Here is a 24,416-nt window from a genome sequence, read left to right as displayed (position 1 = left end):
CGATATAGGCCGTTCAGGCGGAGGTCAAAGAATATCATGAAGTTGGTTAGCTATAATATTCAATATGGGATCGGCCTGGATGGGCTGTATAGTCTCGACCGTATTGCCGACAGCGTTGCCGAGGCCGACATCATTGCGCTCCAGGAGGTTACCCGGGGCTTCTCCAGGAACAACTATGCGGACATGGTCGAGGGGATCAAGACGCTGCTTCCCCACGCTTTTTCCAGTTTCGCGGCTCCGTGCGACCTGTTCATCGACATGGTCGACGTTGACGGGCAGCCGACCGAGCGTCGCCTGCAGTTCGGCAACATGATCCTGTCGCGATGGCCCATCCTTGCGGTGCGCCATCTGCTGTTGCCGCGCAACCGCACTTTCGAAAAGCTCAACCTGCAGAGGGGTGCGGTGGAGGCAGTGATTGCCACTCCGTCGGGTCCGTTGCGTGTCTACTCCGTTCATCTGGATCATGTCTCGCCTGATGAGCGCATTGAGCAGGTCCGGTTCCTGAAGGCTCGAGCGCTGAATTTCGTCGCCGAGGGCGGATCGCTGACGGGCGCCAGCGAATTCGGTCTGGCCGATATGCCGCTTGCCGAGGATTTCGTCATGATGGGCGATTTCAACATGGTCCCGGAATCGCCTGAATACGTGGAGATGGTCGGCAGAACCGACAGCTACTATCGGCGAGCACTGCGTGCCAACCACGCAGTCGACGCGTCCGCCCGACTGGGCGCAACGACACCGGAAAGCTACACCTGGGTGAAATCGCCGGGGGACGGGACGGAGAAGATGTATCTCGATCATTGCTTCGTAAACCCACAGCTCGCTCCGAGGCTGAAATCTGTTCAGGTGGACAATCAGGCGCTCGGCTCCGATCACTTCCCGGTCTGGCTCGAACTGGCCTAACAGTGCCGGCGGACTGATCCGCCGGCTACTTCCTGATCGTTACGGCCGGCGGAGATCTTCCGGCCGCAGCAGGGTTTCAATATGCGGTACCATGCTGTTGCGAGCCAAATTGAACAACTCGTTGCAATTGGTGATCCTGAACCCGAGCTTTTGCTGGATCTTCAATGAAGCAGAATTGTCTGCAAAGACCCCGGAATGGACCTCGGTGTCAGGCATGCGCCGCACAAATAGATCCAGTACGCCATCGACGGCTTCCGTCATGATGCCCTTTCCCCAATGGAGCCGGTTCAGCCAGTAGCCAAGATGCCAGGATTCGCCGCGCAGCTCCAACGACACAATACCGATGTGAACGTCATCGCGCGTCGTGATCGCCATGGTCCAGCCCGGTGAAGATCCCGAGAGCCGGATCTGCAGCCAGTTGCGGGCATCTTCCCGATCGTACGGCTGCGGGACGCGAGCCAGCATGCGGCTGACGGAAAAGTCGGCCAGCGATTGCGCAATGCTGTCTGCATCAGACACCCGGTGGGGCCTCAAGACCAGGCGACGGCTGGTGATGACGGGGCATGGCCCCGGCATCCTGTCTTCCGTTGACCGGCGTTCAAGAACTGTGGCGCTCATCTAAGCTCTCCCCAGCTGCGGAGTGAAATCCATGTCTTGCGGTCGAGCCGGAACCATTCGACAGGCACCATGCCTCCCATGGCCAGGGACCCGAACATGCCCGAGCCCTGGAACTGGAAGCCGCATTTCTGGATAACCCGCCGAGATGCAACATTGGTGACCCTGCAACGCGCGTCGATCTGGTCGATGTCGCGTGTGCGGAAGGCCATGTCGATCAGGACATGCGCCGCCTCGGTAGCATAGCCCTGGTTCCAGTGCGGTTCGCCAAGCCAGTAGCCGATTTCCACGGTCTTCTGGTCTTCCTGGGGTTCAAGCCCGCAGCATCCTAGAAAGGCGCCATTGTCGCCTCGCGTAATGGCGTAGACGCACTTGCCAATCTCGCCGGCTTTCGTGCGTCGCACAAAATCCGCGGCGTCTTTTGCCGTGTAGGGATGCGGCATGCGTGACACCATGGTCGCGATGTTTGCATTGTTGGCGAGATGGGCAAGGGCGTCGATGTCTTCTTCGTGGGGTGCGCGCAGAACAAGTCTCTGCGACAGTAAGACGGGGCAATCGCTCCTCGACCGCTCGGGTCTCAGCCGTTCTTCCGGTGGCCGGGATTGGCTCACCCTTAACAATTCGCCTTGCATGGTTCAGTCCTCCGTTTGGATCAAAGAAAAAGGGAAGTTGGGTGGTGCCCATCTTCCCTTTTCTTTGGACTGAAACCTGGTGGTGCCAGCCGGGTCGATGAGACACCGGCTGCTTTAGAGCGCTACCGGCTTATTCCGCTGCTTCTGCTTTCGGCATTACAGAGACGTACACTCGGCCATTGGCCTTCGTACGGTAGTTCACATTGCCGGCGGTAAGCGCAAAAATGGTGTGGTCCTTGCCGAGGCCGACATTGGTGCCCGGATGCCACTGCGTACCGCGCTGACGCACGATAATGTTGCCTGGAATGACGACTTCGCCGCCGAACTTCTTCACGCCAAGGCGCTTGGATTCGGAATCACGACCGTTGCGCGACGAACCGCCAGCTTTTTTATGTGCCATTGGAGTTCTCCTTTAAACCTTCGAAAATCCTGATTAAGCGACGATGTCGGTGATGCGAACGACCGTGTGATGCTGGCGATGACCGCGAATTCGCTTGGAATTCTGACGGCGACGCTTCTTGAAGGAAAGGACCTTCTTGCCACGGTTGTGCTCAACGACTTCAGCCTTGACGGTGGCGCCCGTTACGAAAGGCGCACCGAACTTGGCATCAGCGCCTACGCCGATGACCAGGATCTCGTTGAATTCTACGATTGCGCCAGCTTCTGCTTCCAGCTTTTCGATGGTGAGCACGTCGTTGGCGGCCACGCGGTACTGTTTACCGCCGGTCTTGATGACTGCGAACATTTTTTATCCTTTCATGTTCGTTCCGGCTCTGCCTGTAAGGCGGCCGTCTTTTTGCCAGTCGGGTGAGCAGGAGGGATACTGAAAAGTCGCCATCCTGCCGGTGGTCTTGACGTTGCCCTTGGGAGGCATCCGAACAAGAAAAGAGGCATGGAGCCCTTTCCACGCCTGATCGGTTGCGGGCATACGTGAGGGCATGAAAACTGTCAAGATAAAAGGATTGACGATCTTGGATTTGGCGCTTGCCAGCCTCATCTTTCGTCGCTATGAGACAGCCCGCGCTGACCAACGCGTCATCACGTCTTAAGCGGAGAGGTGGCTGAGTGGTCGAAAGCACCGCACTCGAAATGCGGCATACGGGCAACCGTATCGTGGGTTCGAATCCCACCCTCTCCGCCATAAGATCCATCAAGTCGTTGTTTTTTAAGATATTTTTGGATGCCGTTTCTCTTGGCCCATCATCTGGCCCATCGCACCGAAATAAATCTTCTCGCAAATGGATTTTGCACGATAGCCTGTTGCGCCGTGAGAATATTCTGATACGCATGGCATCACATCCGGTGAACAATTCGCCGCGATGATTTATTCGAAGTTTGCGCAAGACGTGCCGGCTTCCCTACACCCCGCTAAATGCGGAGAAAGGGAACGGTATGCGTAAATCTTCCAAGGCAAACCTCCTCGATAAACAGCAACATGATCGCGACGCTCAGCTGGCGGCTACTGGCAATGCCTATGCCGCCGCGACTGGTGTGACCGACATCGCTCCGAGCGAGGACGAATACACAAATCAGTTCGCTGATCTCATCGCCCAAAAAGTGTTGGGCGCGCTGCTTCCCAAGATCGGCGCCGCTCAAAAGCTTGAGCGTACATCTATCCCGGCAGCTCATGCACCCGCTAAAGCAGAGCAACTTCTCACCGATAACGAGGTTGCCGCCCTCTTCAAGGTCAGCAAACAGACCATTTGGCGCTGGATCAAGACGTCCGAGGGCTTTCCCAAGCCGTTGAAGGTCGAGAAGGGATCGACGCGCTGGCGCCTCAGTGAGGTCGTGGCATACGAAGCGCGTATGGCAGGTGAGCGATGAGCAAGTCCCGCCGCCGTAATCTCCACAGCGAGCGCCTCGCGAAGATCAATTACTTCTACTCGCCTGACGAGGTGCAGGCTCTCTACGGAGTATGCCGCAACACGGTCGGCAATTGGTTGAGGTCTGGCTTGTGTTGCTTCGAAAAAGGCGGCCGCCGTTTGTTTCGAGGCGACCAGTTGAATGATTTCCATCGCGCCCGTCGCGACCGTAGCAAATCACCATGCGGCCCATATGAGATCCACTGCGTCTCATGTGGGGGGAAACATTCCCTGCTGGAGGGAGGTATTAACGTCCATCCAGGCCGCACCGGGTTGGTACGCTTGTCGCTTGCTTGCTCGGAGGGGCGTGGTCGCGCGAGCCGGTGGTTGACGGATGAGCAATGGGCCGTGATCAAGGACGCCACAGAACACAATCCCAATGGCACGATTCCAGACTAATGTAATGGTCACCTTCCCATTCGGATTGGGCAAATCGCCCTAAATTGGTCCTCGCTTGAAACGGTGTCGGCTATCGATAAGTTTTCGACGTGTTTCAATCGGACACCGGCACCTCAACATCCCCGCAAACCACCGTTTTCGGGGATGTTCGCAGAACCAAGACTTTCAGCAATCAATATACAAGAGAGCGAGACAGCATGCCGTCTCATCAGAATGCATTCGTTATCTACGACTATCAGACCAAGCTTAAGCAAGCCCAAGGCTTGGACGACAAGACGATTGATGCCGCTCTGAGGCACATACGCCAGTTCGAAGAGGCAACGGGCAATGTCGACTTCAGCCAGGTGAGCCGCGATCAAATCATCGCATACAAGAACAACATGCAGACTAAAGCCGAGGAGGAAGGGACATTGTCCGCATCCACGGTTGTCCATAGCCTCGGCACATTGAAAGCCTTCTTTTTATGGCTCTCCAAGCAGTTCGCATTCACCAAGATGCCGCGCGATCTGCCGGACTACTTCACCCCATCCAAACGCCTTGCAAAGATCGCCAAGGCGGCGACGGAGAAACACGTGCCGACTGCGGATGAGATCAGGATGTTGATTGCGGCGGCTCCGGCCAATACCGTTCTCCAGCGGCGCGACCGTGCAATGATCGCCTTTCTCTATCTGACGGGCGTGCGTGATGGGGCGCTGGTCACGCTGCGCGTCAAGCACGTTGATACCTCCCGCAAGTTGGTCTTCCAGGACGCCAAACGAGTCGCCACCAAGGCAAGCAAGACAATGCGGACAGCCTGGTTTCCGGTTGGAGAGGACATCGAAAAAACCGTTATCGATTGGCTTGAAGAGTTGCGAGATCTTGGCGCTCAGGACAATGATCCGCTCTTTCCTCGAGGTTTCAAAAAGCACTGGGGTGAACTGAAGGAGGTACGTTTCGATTTTCTCGCGTCTGCCGCTCCCGTCCGGCATGTGATGAAAGCCGCTGCCGAAGCGGCGGGAACGAAATATTCCCGGCCTCATGCGATCCGTTCAACAATTGCCAGAATGATCGAGCGGTGGGGTGCAACAGCTGAAGAGCGAAAGGCACTCAGCCAGAACCTTGGGCATGAGGATTACCGTACCACGCTGGTTTACTATGGTGCCCTGGACGAAGATCATCAACATGCACTCGTAGAGTCCATCCGCAATCGAGGGGAAGTCGATCCCCATCTCGATATTCTCCAGCCGTTCAGCAAAGCTCCAGACAATATCCGAACGGCGATGTTCGCACTACTGGAGCCATATCGTTGAGGGAAGTGTAGAACGGAGGGCGTGTCACGATCCGGCGGCTCGCCGCCGTCTGATCTTAGTTTAACCGAAACGCCCTTGTAAGCCTGCCAGGATTATGGAACTTATGCGTATCGGTTTGCTAACTAGTCACGTAGCGACGAAGTGGAGCGGTGTCTGTCCTGGCGCTCCTGCCGATAACTCCCATTGGCGCCCACGGGGCTGTCGATCCGGCCTTTGCCAAAGATGAAGCCAGGCATCTCGACTCTAGTCGAGAGTACATCACTGCCAATATTTCGCCTTGGTGGGATTGCTTGCCAAGGTTGTACGACATACCCATGCAGTGTGTGTTGGTTCGATGTCGATTGGCTTTGATGACGTCTGTTAATTTTGACCACCTGAAGCATCTTTGGGATCTGGGAAACGTCACATTCCAATTGACGGGAAATCGCGCCAAGTAGCTGAAAAGACGCCACCATTTCTGGTGGGGAATGGCAACTATAAAACGGAGAAAATACGTGCCAAAATGGCTTGCCTGGGGGCCTTGGATTCTCACGTGATTTCAATGGCCTAGCGAAATCGCCTTTGAATTCCCTATATTTTGCTGCCGCGAGCGGCCGTGGATGCCACCTTTGTTCCCTGGCTTTGGGTGTCTGTCAACAGGACGGAGGAGCGGCAATAATTTCCGCTTTCGGACCTCACGTATGCGGTGCCGCAGGGATAGAGCGCGCGGCAGCTTTGCGCCCCATGCACGAACCCGCTTCCCGGGAGGGCGTTCGCGGTGAGTTTGTCATGATTTTCTGAGGTTCTAGGCAGTCTGTTGGTGTTGCCTGAAGCGCAGCATCGTGTGGCCATTAAGAGATTAGAGATAAGAATCCGTCGCTCTTGTATTGCTCACTGACCGCGCTGAGCGCATTGATGAAGTGGTCGACATAGTGGTCCCGGATTGCTCCGTCCCAAACTATGAGCGTCAAATCGAATTTCGTATCCGTATCAAATTTTCGCACAGTTCCTCCGCGAGAACGGTGCACGTGTGCGGCAAACGAGTCGACGATCGCGATGCCGCATCCATTCTCAACTAACGCCCATGTAGTCTTGCTGAGGTGAACACGCATCCGGATGATAGGCGGTGGGCTGACACCTGATAGCGCCCTGTCCAGCATGACGCCCGACACGGCCGTCTCGGCATAACCAATCAGATGACGTCCCGCGAGATCGGCCGGCCGGATAACTTCCCTGGCGGCGAGCGGGTCATCGCTTGGCAGGAGGCAATAGTAAGGGAAGCTGTCGCGCCACATAACGCGCACGCCAATAGTCGGTTGACGTAACGAGACGATGCCAAGGGCGAACGAACCGCCACGCACACGTGGTATGATGTGCGTGCTGTGCGCGGATTGAAGCTCGACACTCGCGGAGGGGAACTCTCGGCTTAGACCGGCCACGACTTCCGGCAGCATGGTTGTTGCCACGACGGGCATTGCAGCGAGCGTGATCGAATCCACCTCCCCGCTGGCGATGCGCGGCACCTGGGCTTCGATCTCGCGGAGGCCGATGAACGCGCGGTCAACTTCGGCAAGTAACCCGAAAGCCTCTTTTGTTGGCGTGGCGCGGTTGCCTGTTCGACGAAAAAGCTTGAGTCCGGTCTGTGCTTCCAGATCGCTAATATGGCGAGAGACAGCCGGTTGGGAGATGTGCAACTGCTGCGCCGCGCCGACAAGCGAACCGTATAGCATGACCTCTCGAAACACTTCCAACGATCTTTGGCTCAGCATAACATATCCGAATGCAAACGTCAGACATTGATATTTGACTGATGCTAAGTGTTTTGACTAGCCTTTATCGAGCGCCGCCCCAGAACACTTCCGGTTTCGGGGGACCGGCCTCAAGCCGCGAAGACCGGCACCAATAAGATCAAGAAACAAACCAGAGGGTCCGAACATGAATGGAATAGGGGATTACGCACTCACGCTCTTGATGGTGTTAGGCATTTCCACTGCGACTCCTGCGCTCGCGGAGGGAGTTCTGCGTTACGGCATGGCTGCACAGGATCTCGGCACCATGGATCCACATCGGGCAACCAGCACGCCCGACAAGCCCATTTCCAGCTGGCTGTTCAACGGCCTTGTCCGGTTCAAGCCAGGATCCGATGATATTAGCGCGCTGGAGCCCGACCTTTCCGAAAGCTGGGAAAGCAACGAAAATGGCACGGTATGGACTTTCAAGCTGCGTTCGGGCGTGAAGTTCCACCATGGCTATGGTGAACTCACGGCAGATGATGTCGTCTATTCGCTGAACCGCAGCGCCAATCCGGATACATCCGCATTCGCCTCCGATTACAAGTCGATCGACAAGGTCGAGGCGGTCGATCCGTCGACCGTCAGGATAACGTTGAAGCAGCCGATCCCCTCGCTGCTTGGCCTCGTCGCCAATTATCATGGCGGCAACATCGTCTCGAAGAAGGCCGCCGAAGAGCGGGGGGCAGATTTCGCGACCAAGCCGGTCGGCACCGGACCCTTCATGGTCCAGGAATATGTGCCGCAGGAGCGTGTGACCTTTGTCGCCAACCCGGATTATTTCCGTGGCGTGCCGAAGCTCGACGGCATTGAATATCGCTACATCCCGTCCGACTCTTCCCGCGATCTCGCATTGCGTGCGGGCGAACTGGACGTCTCTTATGGCCGTCAGGATCAGGAATGGATCAATTCCATCGGCGGGACTGAAGGGCTGAAGGTCGACATCATGCGTCCGGCCGAATTGCAGCAGTTCCACCTCAACACGAAATCGGCACCGTTGGACAATATCGAGGTGCGCCGGGCCGTTGCGACGGCGCTGAACCGCCCCGAATATATCCAGTTCATCGGCGAAAGCCTCGCCCAACCCGCAGGCTCGGTCATTCCGGCAGGCAATCTGGGCTGGGATGGTTCGGCGCCGATCTATGGTGAAGGGGATGCAGATGCCGCGCGCAAGATGCTGGAAGATGCGGGCTTCAAGGATGGCATCACCCTCAAGATGATCCAGACATCGCTGCCGAACATGCTGAGCGTCGCGCAGGTCGCGCAGGCCCAGCTTGCCCGCGCCGGTATCAACCTTCAGCTTGAGGTGGTGGACCATCAGACCTTCCACGCCCAGATCCGCGAAGATCGCAGCCAGGTGGTCTACTACTCGGCAGCGCGCTTCCCGATTGCTGATGTGTTCCTGACGCAGTTCTTCCACTCGGCATCCATCGTGGGGACGCCGACCGCCTCTATCAACTTCTCGCATTGCGATGTGGCTGATGAGGAGATCGTCAAGGCGCGTTCGGAAACCGATCCGGAAGTTCAGAAGCAGCTTTGGGCAACCGCTCAGAAGAAGATCATTGAGCACATCTGCGCGGTGCCGCTTTATGAGCAGCTGATCGCTTATGCGCGGCGCGACAATGTCGATTGGGGTTACGACCTGCAGGCGGGGATGCATCTCGGCCCGACCGTGACGGAACTGACAGAGTTGAAGTAACAGAAAGGAAGGCGGACACATGCTGCGCTTTGTCGGACAGCGGCTGCTGACTCTGATCCCGACGCTGTTCGCGGTGCTGACACTGGCCTTTGTGCTGGTGCGCATCGTGCCCGGCGATCCGGCGCTGATCATTCTCGGTGATCAGGCCACGCCGGAGGCGATTGCGAAGTTTCACGAACAGACCGGGCTGAGCAAGCCCATCTGGCAGCAATATCTCGCCTTCCTGACCCAACTCATTCAGGGGGATCTGGGCGTTTCGATGATCTCGAACCGCCCGGTCCTTACCTCGGTGCTGGAAGTCCTGCCCTACACGCTGGAACTTTCACTGGCCGGGGTGTTCGTTGGCGTCGCGCTGGGCGTTCCGTTAGGTGTCGTCGCGGCGCGCTCGAATGGCGGCTGGGTGGACTGGTTCGTGCGCATCTTCACGCTGGGCGGGCTTTCCTTTCCCGCCTTCGTTTCGGCGGTGCTGATGCTGTTGGTCTTTTCGGTGATGCTGGGCTGGTTCCCGGTCATCGCGTCCGGCAAGCCGATTACTGACCCGTGGGGTCGTTTCATGTCGCTGGCGCTGCCAGCCACCAATCTGGGATTTGTAATGATGGCCTATGTGGCCCGTGTGACGCGCGGCGGCATGATGAATGTGCTGCGCTCCGACTATATCCGTACCGCCCGCGCCAAGGGTGTGCCGGCCAGCCGCATCGTGTGGAAACATGCATTGCGCAATGTGCTTCTGGCCGTGGTGACGTTCACCGGCCTGTATTTCAGCGTCCTGATCGGCAACTCGGTGCTGACTGAAATCGTCTTCAACCGGCCCGGATTGGGCAAGCTGGTGATCGGCGCGCTCGAACGACGCGACTACACCCTGTTGCAGGGGCTGGTCGTCGCCTATGCCGTGCTGGTCGTGGTGGTCAACGCACTGACCGACCTGTGCTACCGCTTCGTCGATCCGAGGGTGAAAGCCTGATGTCCGCCGTCGTCACCCCACGCCACCGTGTTGCCAGGCTTGCGCCGGGGCGCATCGCCATCGTCGCGGGCGTTGCGATCATGGCCGTCGTCATCTTCGCTGCGGTGTTTGCGCCCATCATTGCGCCGCACGATCCTTACGCACAGTCGATGCTCGCCCGCTTCCGCCCGGTCTCGGCCGAATACTGGCTCGGCACCGACCAGTTCGGGCGCGATACTTTCTCCCGCATTCTCTACGGGTTGCAGATCACCTTGTGGACGGCCTTCGCCTCGACCGCTCTGGCCATGGTCTGTGGTACCGCCATCGGCATTCTGTCGGGCTATCATGGTGGACGGGTCGATCGCTGGGTGTCTGCCGCCAACGACCTCTTGATGAGCTTTCCGCAGATGGTGGCCGGGATTATCATCGTCGCGCTGCTCGGCCCGGGCATCACCAATCTGATCATCGCCATCGCCATTACGGCGTTTCCGGCCTTCTACCGCATGGCGCGTTCGGCGGCACTGGCACTTCGCGAGCGCGATTATATCGATGCCTGCCGGGTGCTGGGCTATTCCGATATACGCATCATCGTGCGCCATTTGCTGCCTGAAACGCTCGACGACATCATCATCGTGGCGACGCTGTGGCTGGCCACTGCCGTGCGCACCGAAAGCTCGTTGGCCTTTATCGGCCTCGGCGCGCCGCCGCCTGCGGCGACGCTGGGCGGTCTGGTGCGCGATGGTTTCGACAATCTGCTTGATTATCCCGGTCTCGCCATCTGGCCATCGCTTGCCATCCTGATCGTCATGATCGGCCTCAATCTCGTCGGTGACGGATTGCGGGACGCCAACGATCCGAGGGCGACCGCATGAGCGTGCTGGTTGTCGACGATCTGCGTACCTCGCTCCAGATCAATGGCGGGGAATATCATGCGGTGCGCGAAATCTCCTTCTCCATCGAAGAGGGCGAGACGCTGGCCGTGGTGGGCGAAAGCGGTTGCGGCAAGAGCATGCTGGCCATGTCGATCATGCGGCTGCTGCCCTCCGTGGCATCCATCACGGCAGGTCGCATCCTGCTGGATTCGCTGCCCATCGAGGCGGTGTCGGAAACCGGCATGGAGCGCGTGCGTGGCGCAAAAATCGGCATGGTGTTTCAGGAGCCGATGACGGCGCTGAACCCGGTTCTTACCGTGGGCGAACAGATCTCCGAACCGCTGCGCGATCATCTCGGCCTTTCCCGCCGCGAAGCCCGCAAGGCGGCCATTGGCCTGATGGAAAAGGTGCGCATTCCCTCGGCGGCAAGCCGTTACAGTTCCTATCCGCATGAGTTCTCGGGTGGCATGCGCCAGCGCGTCGTCATTGCGCTTGCCATTGCCTGCCATCCGCGTCTGCTGATTGCCGATGAGCCGACCACTGCGCTGGATGTCACGGTGCAGCGGCAGATCCTCGACCTGCTCGATGTGCTGCGCACCGAAGGCAAGATGGGCATGCTGTTGATTACCCATAATCTCGGTATTGTCGCCGGGCATGCCGACCGTGTGGCGGTGATGTATGGCGGCGATCTCGTCGAGTCGGCGACGGTGACGGACCTGTTCCGCAATCCGGCGCATCCTTATTCGCGCGCGCTGCTGGCCAGCCTGCCGCGCGTCGACCGGGACCTTTCGGAACTCGCCTCGATTCCGGGACGCGTGCCGACGCTGGTCAATATGCCCGATGGCTGCCGCTTCATGGATCGCTGCCCGCACGCCATGGAAAAATGCAACAGCATGCCGCCGCCGGCCGATGTCGGCGACGCGAACCTGCATATGGTCCGATGCTGGCTGTATGTTCAGGGAGGCGAACATGCTGCTTAAGGTTGAAGGGCTGCGGGTCAGCTTCTCCGTTCGCCGGGGCTGGCCGTTCCCGAAGACGCATGAACTGAAAGCCGTCGATGGCGTCAGCTTCGATGTCCGGCAGGGCGAGGCTTTCGGCATTGTCGGTGAAAGCGGCTGCGGCAAGTCCACCGTGGCGCGAGCAATCCTTCGGCTGGTCAATCTGAAAGAGGGCCGCGTGGTCTTCAACGGCATCGACATTTCGCGCCTGCCCGTGCGGCAGTTGCGGCGGCTGCGCCCGAAGCTTCAGATGATCTTTCAGGACCCTGCCGCATCGCTGTCGCCGCGCATGCGCATTGGTGACGCGCTGGCCGAGGCCGTTCGTGTGCATGGCATCGCCTCGGGCAAGGCGGTGGACAGGCTGGTGCGCGATGCGCTGAATGAGGTGGGTCTGGCGCCAGAATCCGCCGAGCGCTTTCCCCATGAGTTTTCAGGTGGGCAGAAGCAGCGCATCGGCATTGCGCGGGCGCTGGTGCTGTCGCCCTCCATCATTGTTGCCGACGAGCCGGTTTCCGCGCTCGATGTGTCGGTGCAGGCGCAGATCCTCAATCTGATGGCGCGACTGAAGGCCGAGCGCAACATCGCTTTCGTGTTCATTTCCCACGATCTTGGCGTGGTGCGTCATTTCTGCGAGCGCACGGCGGTGATGTATCTCGGCCAGGTCATAGAGACCGGGCAGACCCGGGAAATCTTCGACGCGCCGTCGCATCCCTATACGCGCCTGCTGCGCAGCGTCTCCCCGGTGCCGGACCCTGAAAAGCCGGCTCTTGCCGAAGTGCAGGAGGGCGAGCCGCCATCCCCGCTCGACCCGCCGAGCGGCTGCCGGTTCCATCCGCGCTGTCAGTTCGTGACGGATGTGTGTCGCACCAAAACGCCTGTCCTGCGGCCCTTCGGTGGTGGTCTGGTGGCCTGCCACCATGCCGAAACACTGCCACCTGCGGAATTATGATCATGTTACCTGTCGTGCATTCCAGCCACTGGGGCGCTTTCTATGCGCGCCGCGGCAAAGACCGGCTGGAAATTACCCCTCATGAAGGTGACCGCGCGCCAAGCCCGATCCTTCAGAATATGAGCAACGCGCTGGACCATCCCGCCCGTGTGCTGCGTCCCGCCGTTCGCGAAAGCTGGTTGCGCGACGGACCCGGCCCGCGCTCGCGTAAAATCGGCGAGCCGTTCGTCGAGGTTAGCTGGGAGAAGGCGGCGTGTCTGCTTGCCGACGAAATCCGCCGCGTGCGCGAAAATTATGGGGCCTCGGGCGTCTATGGCGGTTCCTATGGCTGGGCGAGTGCAGGGCGCTTCCACCATGCGCAAAGCCAGGTTCACCGTTTTCTCAACACTGCATTTGGCGGCTATGTCGCCGGTGTGTCGAGCTATAGTGCGGGCGCCTCCGCACCGCTTCTGCCACGGCTGATCGGCAGTTTCGGGGACATTTCGCGCAACACCGTGTCGTGGAAGCAGGTGGTTGCCGAAACGGACGTGATTGTCAGCTTCGGGGGCATGCCGCTGCGTAACACCGCCATCGGCAATGGCGGCGTGAGCGACCATATAGAGCATGACGCCATGCGCCGTGTTTCTGCGCGGGGCGGCGTATTTCACCTGTTCTCCCCGATCCGTGACGACATGCCGGACGACATCAATGTGGTGTGGCACAGCATCAGGCCGGGTACGGATACGGCGCTGATACTGGCGATGGCCTATGTGATTCAGGATGAGGGTCTTGCCGACACAGCGTTCCTCGAAAAATATTGCGTCGGCTACGAGTATTTTCGCGATTATCTACTGTCCGACACGGATGGCGGCCCGAAGACGCCTGCCTGGGCGGAAAGCATCACCGGTGTTGCGGCATCCACCATTGCGGATCTGGCGCGTGATATGGTGCGGTGCAAATCGCTGGTGTCGGTCGCGCATGCGCTCCAGCGGGCCGAGTTCGGCGAACAGCCGGTCTGGGCGGCGCTGGCGCTTGCCGCCATGGTGGGGCAGATCGGCCTGCCCGGATGTGGTTTCACCTATGCCTTCGGCTCGCTGGCCCATACCGGCAGGCAGAAAGTTTCGGTGCCTATTCCGGTCCTGCCGCAGGGCCGCAACACTTGCCGGGAGTGGATTCCTGTCGCCCGCATTTCCGAAATGCTGCTCAATCCGGGCGCTTCGTTCAGCTTCATGGGCGAGCGGCGAACCTATCCGGAAATTCATCTGCTTTGGTGGGCGGGCGGTAATCCGTTCCATCACCATCAGGACCTGCTTCGACTGACCGAGGCCGTCGGCAGGGTCGATACATCCGTCGTGCAGGAGCAGGTGTGGACGGCGACCGCGAAGTCAGCCGACATCGTGCTACCGATTTCGTTTTCGCTCGAACGTTCGGATTTCGGCGCGACACGCAACGACCCGAGACTGTTCGCCATGCAACAGCTTTGCCCGCCAAAGGGCGAGGCGCGCTCGGACTATGATGCGCTGGTCAGTATCGCGGAAGCTCTGGGACCGACCGAGCATCAGTCCTTCACCGAAGGCCGAACGGCGGATGAATGGCTGCGGCGGCTTTACGAGCCGACCCGTATTGCACTGGAAGAAAGAGGGCTGTTTGCGCCTGATTTCGACACGTTTTGGGAGCGTGGCTGGCTCGATTTGCCGTGCGAGCCGGATAGTGGCGGTTTTCTGGAAGCGTTTCGCAACGATCCCGTTTCGGCACCGCTCGGAACGCCGAGCGGGCGGATTGAAATCTTCAGCGAGCAGATCGCATCTTACGGCCATGACGATGCGCCGGGCCTGCCGGTCTGGCGTCCGCACCGCCGCGCGCCCGATGCAGAGCGCCCTTATTTTCTGATTGCCAATGCGCCATCCACCCGGCTGCACAGCCAGCTTGATTTCGGCGCAACCTCAGCCGCGGCAAAGGTTGCTGGACGTGAAAAGCTGAGGCTGCACCCCGACGATGCGGGCAGGCTGAGGCTGGCCAGCGGTGATATTGCGCGGCTGGAAAATGAATATGGCGCGTGCCTTGCAGGCGTCGAGGTTTCGACGCTGGTCATGCCCGGCGTCGCCCATCTGCAAACTGGCGCTTGGTTCGACCCTCAACCGGACCCGGATGGAACAGCGCGCATTTTCTGCGCCCATGGCACGGCCAATGTGCTGACGCCCGATGTCGGTGCGTCTCAGTTGACCCATGGCTGCACAGGCCAGATCGCCCGCGTCGCGATCCGCAAATGGACAGGCCTCGTGCCGCCGGTGCGGGCCTTCGATCCTCCCCCTTTCACATCCATCGAAACCTCGGAGCCAACCGATGAATGATGCACCTGGCAATCGTGCGCTTGCAGACCGAATCAGGATCGAAACCCGAGCCTGGATCGACGGACAAGCCGTTCCCGCCCAGTCGGGCAAGACATTCGTAACGCTCAATCCTGCCACCAGTGCGCTGCTGGCCGAGGTGGCGGCATGCGATCATGCCGATGTCGACCGCGCGGTGAAGGCGGCCAGGCGCGCCTTCGATGACGGGGCGTGGTCGCGCTGTGATCCCGGTAAGCGGAAGGAAACGTTGCTGCGCTTTGCGGCGCTGCTTCGCCAGCATGGCGAGGAGCTAGCGCTGCTGGAATCGCTGGATAGCGGCAAGACCATTCGCGACTGCCGCAACGAGGTGGCGCATGAAGTGCCACACTTCTTCCAATGGTATGCCGAGACCATCGACAAGAGCTTCGGGCGCGTTGCGCCGACCGGTCAGGGCACAGTTTCGATGATCGTGCAGGAGCCGATCGGCGTCACCGGACTGATCGTGCCGTGGAATTTTCCGCTGCTGATGGCGGCATGGAAATTGGCGCCTGCGCTGGCGACCGGCTGCTCTGTCGTGCTGAAGCCTGCCGAACAGTCCCCGCTCACCGCCTTGCGGCTCGGAGAACTGGCCGCCGAAGCGGGCATTCCGGCGGGCGTATTGAATGTCGTTCCGGGGTTAGGCGAAGAGGCCGGACAGGCGATTGGCCGCCATTCCGACATCGACATGGTGTCCTTCACCGGTTCGGGCGAGGTGGGTGCCTATCTGCTTGGCTACGCCGCGCAGTCGAACCTGAAACCGGTCGGGCTGGAGCTTGGCGGCAAAAGCCCGTTCCTCGTTCTCGAACAGGCGGCGATTACAGACTCGCTGATCGAAAGCGCCGTCATGGCGGCATTCTGGAATGGCGGTCAGAACTGCTCCGCCAATATGCGCCAGATCGTGCATCGGCGTCATCGCGACGAATTCGTGGCCCGCGTCATCGAGCGGGTGAAGGCATTCGTCGTCGGCGATCCGCTCGACCCGGCAACGGATATTGGCGCGATGATCACGGCAGAGCATCGCGACCGCGTGGAGGGCTTCCTGCAATCGGGCGTCAGTGAGGGCGCGCAGGTGTTGCTTGGCGGTGCGTCGCTGGATGACAATCCCGGCTTCTTCCTGAAACCCACCGTATTCGACGCCATGACGCCCGACATGAAAATTGCCCGCGAGGAGATTTTCGGCCCTGTGCTCGGCATGATCACTGTCGACAGCGACGAGGAGGCGTTGCGGCTGGCCGTCGATACGGAATTCGGCCTCCACGCATCCGTGTTTACACAAAACATCAGCCAGGCACTGCAGTTCGCGCGGGCGCTGCCGGTGGGCACAGTGTCGGTGAACAGCTTCTCCGAAGGGTCGGTTGCGACGCCCTTTGGCGGCTATCGCCGCTCCGGCTCGCTCAGCCGTGACAATGGCCTAGAAGCGCTGGCGCAGTACCAACAGACAAAAACGATCTGGATCGATCTGGAGTCCTGAATATGAGTATTTCGGTTCCCGTCGCTCCCGTTCAGGGAAGTGTTGAATTTCCTATCGCTGCCGATGTGGTGATTGTCGGCGGAGGTATCGTCGGGATCATGACGGCGCTTGAGCTGGCGGAAGCGGGGCTTTCCGTCACCATTTGCGAAAAGGGCGTCGTGGCGGGTGAGCAGTCCTGCCGCAACTGGGGCTGGGTGCGCCAGATGGGCCGCGAGGAAGCCGAGCTGCCTTTGGCGGCGGTGGCGCTGGACCTTTGGCAGGGCATGGATGCGCGTATCGGTGCGTCTACCGGGTTTCGCCAGACGGGCATCACCTATGCCGCATTTACCCGGCGCGATGCCGCCCATTGGGCGCGCTGGCACGAGGTGGGAAAACGCCATGGCATCAACACCACGCTATTGAGCGCCGAGCGTGTTCGCCAGGCGATCCCCGGCATCAGGGGGCCGGTGCAGATGGCGTTGTGGTCGCCCGACGATGGCTGTGCCGAACCCTGGATTGCTGCGCCCGCCATGGCCGAGGCGGCGCGCAAGGCCGGTGCGACCATTTTGACGAATTGCGCCGTGCGCGCACTCGACATTGAAGGTGGCCGCATTGCCGGCGTGGTGACGGAAAAGGGCCGCATCCGTGCCTCGCGCGTGGTTATCGCGGGCGGCGTGTGGAGTCGTGTCCTGCTGCGCAATCATGATATCGACTTTCCGCAATTGCGCGTTACCGGAACGGTTGCCCGCGTCATAGGTGCAAAAGACATTCCCGACCATCCGTTCGGGACCGAGAATTTCTCCATTCGCCCGCGTCAGGATGGCGGCCATACGCTGACCCTGAGAAACGCGAATATTGCCGAGATCTTGCCAGATAATTTCCGTCTGTTCGGCGAGTATGTCCCCCGCCTGTTAGACAGCTGGCGGGAGTTCCACCTTCGCTTCGGCCCGTCCTTCTTCCGTGAACTGGCGCTGCCCGGAAAATGGGACTTTGGTGAGCCAACCATTTTCGAGAAGGTACGTACGCTCGATCCCAAGCCCTCCGACCTGTTTTTGAAACGCGCGCTCAAAAACGCCCGCAAGGCGTTTCCGTCACTCGACAATCTCAGCATCAGTCACGCATGGGCGGGTGTGATGGACGTGACTCCGGATGCGGTGCCGGTCATCGACGCGGTGCCGGGACTAGGGGGCGCATGGATTGCGTCGGGCTGTTCCGGCCATGGTTTCGGTCTGTCCCCCGGCATCGGACGACTGCTCGCCGACATGATCCTTGAGCGCAGCTACGTCGTCGATCCGACTCCGTTCAGATGGAGCCGCCTGTCGAAAAAGCAATACGGCATGACCGGTAATCAAGCTGTGGCGTGCCAGTCCGGGAATGCCCCGCCGACGCACTCTAAGACCTAAACGAACAAGACGTGGAAAGGAACGACATGACAGAGCCGAAGATCGTGAAACTGAAATCTGGATCCATTTATGAAGAAAAGGAAAGCTATTCGCGACTCGTCTGCATCGATAACTGGATACTCGTATCGAATACGGCAGGCAGGAATTATCGTACGCGTGAGATATCGCCAGATCCCGTAGCGCAAGCGAAACAGTGCTTAGACAATATTCAAGGGGCGCTGAAGGCCGTGGGATCAGACCTGACGGACATTGTGTCCTCACGCATTTTCATTCCCGACCAGAACGATGTGCCTGCAATCATGGCCTACATCGGCGAGAGGCTGAAGGGCATCGATCCGCAGCGCACGATTAACTGCAACGCGCTCAGTTCTCCGGAATTTAGGGTCGAAATGGAGATGACAGCATACCGTGGTGCCGGCAATGCACCAGCCGAGCGTAGATCGGTTTCTCTTAGTTGAAAGTATTGCTCAGGTCTAAAGGAGACGGGCTGATGTGTTGGTGCAGTTCGGTTTAGGTGTGGCCTTCCCCCTGAAAGTTGGTCCGTTTTGAGAGTTAGAGTTTCGGCTATTTTGGGCTTTGAAAGGAGCACGGAATGGCACGGAAGAATTACACAGCCGAGCAGATCATCGGGATGTTGCGGGAGGCGGAGGTGCGGCTTTCGCAGGGAGAGAAGACCGGGGCGATCTGCCGGGGTCTGGGCGATATTGGAGCAGAGCTACTACCGCTGGTGTCGTTAATATGGCGATCTGAAGGTGATGCAGGCAACGCGGCTGAAGGCGCTGGAGAATGAATAGCCCCTAGATTTGTAGACGCCTTCTTTCCTAAAGCTGAGGCAAGGAGACCTACATGGGCAAAGGCAATTTCACGGAAAAGTTCAAGATGGAGCCAGGATTCTCACATTATTTCAATGACGTAGAAAAAAGGCTTGAAATTCCCTCTGTTTTCCCATCGCGAGCGACTATGGATACCCCCTTTGTGCCCTGGCTTTGGGCCTCAGTCAACAGGAGGTAGCTAGCGGCAATTATTTCGGTTCCGGCACCAAGGTTGCCGTCCTGAGACCGCAAATCCTATGGCGGCTATGCGCCTCCATCTCGGCCGTAGACGCCGTCTCGCTCGCTTCCTGAAAGCGGACATCGCTCATGGCGTCGTCACGTCGCGTGTGCGCCAGAAGCGCACATTGCAGAGCGGAGTTCTACGTCTTTTCGATCAGAAGCAGTACAAATTGGGCCGCGAAAAGCGTGAGTGGGGATCAATCTGTTCGGGCGAAAACGCCTGGCGTGACGCCTACATGGCGCGTGAACGCGACGCTGAACGCGCTGGACGAGGCATAACCGATTTTTGCTGCGATCTCGACGAGCGGCGTCTCTCGCCGGACCAACAGGTCCTTTGCAAGAGCCATGCGCCAGCCAGTCACGTATTCCATTGGAGGGAGGCCCACCTCCCTTCGGAAACGCTCGAAGAACGCCGACCGAGACATAGCGGAGGTCTCTGCCAATGCCTCGACGGACAAACTTCCGCTCGGGTCCAGATGAATGCGTCGCAGCGCTGGAGCTAGGCGGATGTCGGCAAGGCCACGCAACAGGCCGGGAGATGTCTCTGCCCCTCCTGCGCTCCGCAGCGCGTCGATGAAGAGAACTTCAAGTAACCGCGTCAGGATCATCTCCCGCGCCGCAAGTCCCCCGACCATCTCGGTGTGAATCATCGTGACGAGATCCATGAGCCGGGGCTCGCCTCGGGCATGAACGATGTCCGGCAGGAGCGAGCTTAGCAACTGCTTGTCGTTCGCCAAGAAGGAACAGTGACCCACCATGGCCGTGACTTCGACCCGCACGTCTGGATCGCCGAGGCGGAACACGCCGGGACTCGTTTCCAGCCGCTGTGGCAACGTGCCCGGCCGAGGCGGTTGAAGGCTGCTCATGGTGAAGGCGTGGATTTGCGGGACCAGAATGAAATCCCCTGCCTCGAGCATGATCGGCGATCTGCCGGCGATCGTGAGCAGGCAGCGGCCTTCCACCATTGCACAATAGAACGGACTGCCAAGTTCACGGCGTTCAACCCACCACGCCCCGCCGGCCGTGACCAGCTTGGCGATTGATGGCACGGGCTTGAGCAGCGAGACGATTCCGGCCAGTGGATCAGACAAATTGGACTTCCACTAAATAAGTTCGGATATCCAGATATAGATCATCCAACCTCCTTCGTCCATCTTAGTGGCGCACAAGGAGACCACAGATGACCACGAACAATCTTATCGATATCGCCCGCAATATCCCGACGCCGGATGCTGCTCTTACAATAGCCTACTCGCCGATCCGGCTCGACATGGTCGGGCGGCAGCCTCTGGAACTGCGTCTGACTGCACCAGCAGCCGGCGATCGCCTCCCCATCGTCATTCTGTCGCATGGGTATGGGCCATCATTCTACGTTGCCTCGAAGGACGGCTACGCGCACATGGCGCAGTTCTGGGCGGAACGCGGCTTTGCAGTTGTTCAGCCCACTCACGCGAGCTCCCGCGTCGGCGGGCTTCCTGCAGACGCCGAAGGAGCGCCCTTCTTCTGGCGCGAGCGTGTCGCGGAGATCCGGACAATCATCGACCGGCTGTCCGATATCGAGGAGCGTGCGCCGGCAGTCTCTGGTCGGCTTGACCATAACCGCATCGCTGCCGTGGGACATTCGCTCGGCGGCCATACCGTGAGCCTTCTTCTGGGCGCGCAACTTCATGGAGAAACGTTTGGCGATCCGCGCATCAAGGCGGGGATACTTCTCACCACGCCTGGAAGAGGTGGAAAGGACCTGACGGAAGAGAACGTTGCACGGTTTCCGTTCTTTGACGTCGACTTCTCCCACATGAGCACGTCGACCCTGGTTGTGTGCGGTGCAGACGATAATCCCCGTTTCACCTCTCGTGGCCCAGAATGGCACGCCGACGCCTATCATGATGGAATGGGCGCGCATTTCCTTCTCACGCTTCATGGCGTAGGACACGGCCTTGGTGGCATTGCCGGCCTTGACGCCAAAGAAACCGAGGTGGAGGCACCGGATGCGCTCGAGGCGACAAAGCGCATGACACTGGCATGGTTGAGAACCGCGCTCGGCTCTGACGCCAAGGCCTGGTCTTCGGCATGTACGGCGTTGAGGGGTCCGGCGAGCAGCCTCGGAAACGTCGTTGAAAAGTAGAGCCGCGTGACTGGATAGGCTTCCGGCAGGTACTGGCGCGTTAACGACGCGGGCTAGACGTTGCTTCCGCTTCGCTAGCTCTCCGCGACGCCGTTTCTGCGGAACAGCTTAACCCATGTCATGGCATAGAAGGCCCGGGAACTGGCGGGATTACCGCAATGGGCCGAACCTAGACCTTCCACAGCCAGTACTGCAATGTCCGCCTTCTTGGGCGCCGTGGCCGTCTACGATCAGCAGTCGGATCGTTGAGTTCGAACCCCCACGTTTTTCTGAAGGCCAATGGTGGCCTAAGGAGAACGAAGATGGGTATCGCACAATATAATCCAGCCGCACTGGGCCGACCGGCATGGAATGCCGGCCGACAAGTTAGCGTCAAGAAACCTCTGAAGCAGCGCCAGATCTGGGCGATCCGCTTCTTCCTGGACCGAGAAGGGCGAATGAGAGATCGTGCGCTGTTCGATCTTGCCATCGGCAGCAAGCTCCGCGGCTGCGATCTCGTTAAGATGAAAATCGGAACCCTCGTCACGGCCAAGAAATTCGAACTCGTGCGATGGTCGTTCAGCAGAAGACCGGACGTCCCGTACAGTTCGAGATCACGACCGAGGTCCGGGCCAACCTACTTGCCTGGCTTGGGCGGAGGGGAGGAACGGTCAATGACTATGCCTTTCCCAGTCGGGTCGATCACGCCGATCATCTCAGCACTCGCCAATATGCTCGGCTGGTCGATGAGTGGGTCACTGCGATTGGCCTGCGTCGGGAGGATTACGGCACGCATTCCCTTCGGCGAACGAAAGCTGCCATGATCTACAAGGCCACTGGCAACCTTCGCGCAATCCAGATCCTGCTTGGTCACACCAAGATCGAGAACACAGTTAGGTATCTCGACGTTGACATAGAGGATGCACTGGAACTGGCCGAGCGTACTGAAATTTGAAAGGGAACGGCCCTGCGTGTTGCGGGGCCGTTCCCTTTTGCCCAGGGAGCCTCTCCAGGGATCATTGAGCGACTTTGCGCCTTCATGTCATAGAGGATTTCGTCGTGCTTGCCTAAAAGCAGACATGGCCTCGGCGCCCGCGTCACGTCGCCTGTGCGCCACAAGCGGACATCAGAGGCTGATCGAAGGCGTTTTTGGCCGACTAGCACCGTTAGATGCGGCAGAAGGCACGCCGTCTCATTGCAACAGACTTGTCAGCAACTTTGCCACATGCTGTAGCCCTACATCATGGCCCCGGCGTCGGTGCCATGCAAGGTGCAGAGTGAAACCGCTGACAGGGATGGGCGTTGCGAAGGTGTGCAGCTCCCCACTTGCTGGCACGACGCGTGATGGCAGCATAGCAACCATGTCAGACATCCGCAGCAAATTTGGCAGCATCTGAAAGTTTGGCACCACCAGGCCTATCCGTCGAGAATGACCCAGTTTGGCCAGTTGAGCATCAACGGGGCTGCGCTGATCCCCGCGCCCCGATACCAGGATGTGCGGGAAGCCCAGCCAGCTTTCGAGGTTGAATTTATCGACAATCGGGTGGCCCTCACGCATCGCCACGACGTAATGCTCGGTCAGCAGCTCCTCTCGCTGAATGTCGTCGTCAGTATCCGGAAAGACAGAGATGGCGATATCAGTGGTGCCATCGACAAGAGCGGCTTTTGCCGCATCGGCTCCGTGCCAAGGTTGAATCACGAGATCGATTCCAGGTGCTGTATCCTGCAAGTTCTCCAGCAAGGGGCCGATCACGAACAAAGCGGGATAGTCTGCCATGCTGATGCGAAGTGACTGGCGGATGTCAGCCAAGGAAACATCCGGCGGATCAATCAGGTCCGTCACGTTGGCCAACAGAGACTTCAAAGAGACACGCAAAGACACTGCTTTGGGGGTAAGGCGCATCGTCCCGCGCCCACGTTCAAGAAGATCGTCCTGGAACAGGTGACGACAACGCTGGAGAGCTGCCGAAGCTGCAGGTTGGGAAAGCCCAAGACGGCTGGCGGCGCGACTGACATGGGCTTCATCCAGCAGGGCGTCGAGGATCACCAGGAGGTTGAGATCGATAGAGCGTAAATTCATGCCATCAATAATATGATAGATCATCTATCGATTAGAAGAATTATCTGACGTGCGCCAACATCGTTTCATCTCAACGCAAGGAGACAACGATGTCCAAAACCTTGGTACTTCTCTTTCACCCGAACCTTTCCCACTCGAAGGCCAATGCTGCGTTGGCCAGGGCGGTTGCCGCCATGTCCGACACCGAGCTGGTGGACATGTATGCTGCGTATCCCAGTGGCATCGACATGTTCCGCGACGGCGAAACTGAGGCAGCGATGCTTTTGGCCGCGGACCATATCGTGCTGCAATTTCCAGTTCAGTGGTACTCAACGCCGCCGCTCTTGAAGGCGTGGCAGGATGCCGTTCTCACCCGAATGTTCTACCTCGCCTACGAGAGCGAAGGTCGACGGCTGGAAGGGACACAGCTCATGATTGCCGCTACGGCAGGAAACACTCCTGATGCCTATCAACTCGGCGGCCGTAACATGTTTCCCATGAACGAGCTTTTTGCTCCGTTGCGGGCCACGGCGCATCGCTGCGGACTCCTGTGGGCAAAGCCTTTTGTGCTTTACAAGGCAGACAAGTTGACGCCTGCCGAGCTGGAGGTCGCAGCTACCGATTACACCGATGCTCTGCGCGTCTGGATCAACCTCACTTCGGCAGAAAAGGCGGCCTGAGCATGTCGAAGACGCACGACACCCTCGTTGACCTTCAACTCGGTACGCCGGGCTGGTTCACCTTTTGCGCTCGGCTGCTCCCGATCGGGCTGTTCGGACAGTTCCTCACTGCTGGGATCGGCCTCTTCCAAGAAAGCTCGTTTTGGGAAATGCATGCAGCGCTTGGTGGGGCGCTGTCGGTGCCTATTCTAATGTTGATTGCGGGCTCTCTTCTTATCCACCGCCTCCGAGGCTTTGGCTGGTGGGCCGGGCTTCTCGTCCTGCTGTATCTGGTGCAGGTATCGCTCGCCGCAGGCGGACAACCGCTGGCTCTCTCGCTCCACCCACTAAATGGTGCAATTCTGCTTGCTTCTATGTGTAGCCGCGACGGCTCGGGGAGCCCTGACGAAATAGCTGGTT

General features: G+C 59.1%; 23 protein-coding genes, 1 tRNA gene and 2 pseudogenes. 19 read left to right on the top strand and 7 right to left on the bottom strand.

From position 1 onward, the window contains the following. Positions 1–36: 36 nt before the first annotated feature. On the top strand, positions 37–900 hold the full coding sequence (locus tag LH464_RS13695; protein ID WP_226786955.1) for an endonuclease/exonuclease/phosphatase family protein: 864 nt from the start codon (positions 37–39) through the stop codon (positions 898–900). A 39-nt stretch (positions 901–939) separates the two neighbouring features. On the opposite strand, the gene LH464_RS13690 is transcribed toward LH464_RS13695, so the two are convergent. The 4 genes from LH464_RS13690 to rplU form a co-directional block, all read right to left on the bottom strand. Further along, on the bottom strand, positions 940–1,518 hold the full coding sequence (locus LH464_RS13690) for a GNAT family N-acetyltransferase (RefSeq protein WP_226786954.1): 579 nt from the start codon (positions 1,516–1,518) through the stop codon (positions 940–942). Continuing rightward, positions 1,515–2,147, bottom strand: coding sequence for a GNAT family N-acetyltransferase (locus LH464_RS13685; protein WP_226786953.1), 633 nt, complete (start codon positions 2,145–2,147; stop codon positions 1,515–1,517). Before LH464_RS13685 ends, LH464_RS13690 begins: the two co-directional genes overlap by 4 nt. Before the next feature lie 130 nt (positions 2,148–2,277). Then, a complete protein-coding gene (rpmA, locus tag LH464_RS13680; RefSeq protein WP_226786952.1) occupies positions 2,278–2,547 on the bottom strand; it encodes a 50S ribosomal protein L27 in 270 nt (89 codons plus the stop codon). A gap of 33 nt (positions 2,548–2,580) precedes the next feature. After that, the gene (rplU, locus tag LH464_RS13675) at positions 2,581–2,892 is read right to left on the bottom strand and encodes a 50S ribosomal protein L21 (RefSeq protein WP_226786951.1); all 312 of its coding nucleotides are present in this window, start codon (positions 2,890–2,892) and stop codon (positions 2,581–2,583) included. Between the two features lie 306 nt (positions 2,893–3,198). Here rplU and LH464_RS13670 point away from each other — a divergent pair. The 4 genes from LH464_RS13670 to LH464_RS13655 all read left to right on the top strand — a co-directional run bounded on the left by LH464_RS13670 (position 3,199) and on the right by LH464_RS13655 (position 5,697). Then, positions 3,199–3,288 (top strand) — tRNA-Ser (locus LH464_RS13670). A gap of 251 nt (positions 3,289–3,539) precedes the next feature. After that, a complete protein-coding gene (locus LH464_RS13665; RefSeq protein WP_226786950.1) occupies positions 3,540–3,971 on the top strand; it encodes a helix-turn-helix transcriptional regulator in 432 nt (143 codons plus the stop codon). Then, positions 3,968–4,408: a helix-turn-helix domain-containing protein gene (locus tag LH464_RS24845; protein WP_226786949.1), complete on the top strand. Its 441-nt coding sequence runs from the start codon at positions 3,968–3,970 to the stop codon at positions 4,406–4,408. The genes LH464_RS13665 and LH464_RS24845 overlap by 4 nt, the downstream gene beginning before the upstream one ends. Positions 4,409–4,605: 197 nt before the next feature. Beyond that, complete coding sequence (locus LH464_RS13655; protein ID WP_226786948.1) at positions 4,606–5,697, top strand: tyrosine-type recombinase/integrase; 1,092 nt, start codon at positions 4,606–4,608, stop codon at positions 5,695–5,697. 830 nt (positions 5,698–6,527) lie between these two features. Here the strand turns inward: LH464_RS13655 and LH464_RS13650 are convergent. Further along, positions 6,528–7,445 carry a LysR family transcriptional regulator gene (locus tag LH464_RS13650; RefSeq protein ID WP_226786947.1) on the bottom strand — a complete coding sequence of 306 codons (918 nt, stop codon included), beginning with the start codon at positions 7,443–7,445 and terminating at the stop codon, positions 6,528–6,530. Positions 7,446–7,611: 166 nt separating this feature from the next. Here LH464_RS13650 and LH464_RS13645 point away from each other — a divergent pair, with 166 nt between their 5' ends. From LH464_RS13645 to LH464_RS13600, 10 genes are all read left to right on the top strand, one after another. Then, a complete protein-coding gene (locus tag LH464_RS13645) occupies positions 7,612–9,165 on the top strand; it encodes an ABC transporter substrate-binding protein (RefSeq protein WP_226786946.1) in 1,554 nt (517 codons plus the stop codon). Between the two features lie 19 nt (positions 9,166–9,184). Next, positions 9,185–10,126, top strand: coding sequence for an ABC transporter permease (locus LH464_RS13640; RefSeq protein WP_226786945.1), 942 nt, complete (start codon positions 9,185–9,187; stop codon positions 10,124–10,126). Then, positions 10,126–10,977: an ABC transporter permease gene (locus LH464_RS13635; RefSeq protein WP_226786944.1), complete on the top strand. Its 852-nt coding sequence runs from the start codon at positions 10,126–10,128 to the stop codon at positions 10,975–10,977. Before LH464_RS13640 ends, LH464_RS13635 begins: the two co-directional genes overlap by 1 nt. Beyond that, a complete protein-coding gene (locus LH464_RS13630; RefSeq protein ID WP_226786943.1) occupies positions 10,974–11,957 on the top strand; it encodes an ABC transporter ATP-binding protein in 984 nt (327 codons plus the stop codon). Before LH464_RS13635 ends, LH464_RS13630 begins: the two co-directional genes overlap by 4 nt. Continuing rightward, complete coding sequence (locus LH464_RS13625; RefSeq protein WP_226786942.1) at positions 11,947–12,924, top strand: ABC transporter ATP-binding protein; 978 nt, start codon at positions 11,947–11,949, stop codon at positions 12,922–12,924. The genes LH464_RS13630 and LH464_RS13625 overlap by 11 nt, the downstream gene beginning before the upstream one ends. A 2-nt stretch (positions 12,925–12,926) precedes the next feature. Further along, the gene (locus tag LH464_RS13620) at positions 12,927–15,254 is read left to right on the top strand and encodes a molybdopterin-dependent oxidoreductase (RefSeq protein ID WP_226786941.1); all 2,328 of its coding nucleotides are present in this window, start codon (positions 12,927–12,929) and stop codon (positions 15,252–15,254) included. Continuing rightward, entirely contained in the window at positions 15,247–16,740 is a 1,494-nt protein-coding gene (locus tag LH464_RS13615) for an aldehyde dehydrogenase (protein WP_226786940.1), read from the top strand. The genes LH464_RS13620 and LH464_RS13615 overlap by 8 nt, the downstream gene beginning before the upstream one ends. Positions 16,741–16,742: 2 nt before the next feature. After that, positions 16,743–18,122, top strand: a complete 1,380-nt coding sequence (locus LH464_RS13610) for an NAD(P)/FAD-dependent oxidoreductase (protein ID WP_226786939.1) — start codon at positions 16,743–16,745, stop codon at positions 18,120–18,122. A 26-nt stretch (positions 18,123–18,148) separates the two neighbouring features. Further along, positions 18,149–18,580 carry a RidA family protein gene (locus tag LH464_RS13605; RefSeq protein ID WP_226786938.1) on the top strand — a complete coding sequence of 144 codons (432 nt, stop codon included), beginning with the start codon at positions 18,149–18,151 and terminating at the stop codon, positions 18,578–18,580. Between the two features lie 134 nt (positions 18,581–18,714). Then, on the top strand, positions 18,715–18,912 hold the full coding sequence (locus tag LH464_RS13600; protein WP_226786937.1) for a hypothetical protein: 198 nt from the start codon (positions 18,715–18,717) through the stop codon (positions 18,910–18,912). Positions 18,913–19,371: 459 nt separating this feature from the next. On the opposite strand, the gene LH464_RS13595 is transcribed toward LH464_RS13600, so the two are convergent. Continuing rightward, entirely contained in the window at positions 19,372–20,265 is an 894-nt protein-coding gene (locus LH464_RS13595) for an AraC family transcriptional regulator (RefSeq protein WP_226786936.1), read from the bottom strand. A gap of 89 nt (positions 20,266–20,354) precedes the next feature. On the opposite strand from LH464_RS13595, the gene LH464_RS13590 reads away from it, so the two are divergent. Together LH464_RS13590 and LH464_RS13585 are read left to right on the top strand one after the other, a co-directional pair. After that, complete coding sequence (locus LH464_RS13590) at positions 20,355–21,299, top strand: alpha/beta hydrolase family protein (RefSeq protein ID WP_226786935.1); 945 nt, start codon at positions 20,355–20,357, stop codon at positions 21,297–21,299. 302 nt (positions 21,300–21,601) lie between these two features. After that, a pseudogene (locus tag LH464_RS13585) lies at positions 21,602–22,233 on the top strand (tyrosine-type recombinase/integrase). A 237-nt stretch (positions 22,234–22,470) separates the two neighbouring features. Here the strand turns inward: LH464_RS13585 and LH464_RS13580 are convergent. Continuing rightward, complete coding sequence (locus LH464_RS13580) at positions 22,471–23,358, bottom strand: LysR family transcriptional regulator (RefSeq protein WP_226787000.1); 888 nt, start codon at positions 23,356–23,358, stop codon at positions 22,471–22,473. An 89-nt stretch (positions 23,359–23,447) separates the two neighbouring features. Here LH464_RS13580 and LH464_RS13575 point away from each other — a divergent pair, with 89 nt between their 5' ends. Then, a complete protein-coding gene (locus LH464_RS13575) occupies positions 23,448–24,017 on the top strand; it encodes an NAD(P)H-dependent oxidoreductase (RefSeq protein ID WP_226786934.1) in 570 nt (189 codons plus the stop codon). A 2-nt stretch (positions 24,018–24,019) separates the two neighbouring features. After that, positions 24,020–24,298: pseudogene (locus LH464_RS13570) on the top strand (DUF6220 domain-containing protein); the annotation flags it as partial. Between the last annotated feature and the right edge of the window lie 118 nt (positions 24,299–24,416).

Source organism: Pseudorhizobium xiangyangii, from assembly GCF_020531965.1.
Taxonomy (GTDB): Bacteria; Pseudomonadota; Alphaproteobacteria; order Rhizobiales; family Rhizobiaceae; genus Neorhizobium; species Neorhizobium xiangyangii.
This window is presented reverse-complemented; position numbering and strand designations above follow the sequence as displayed.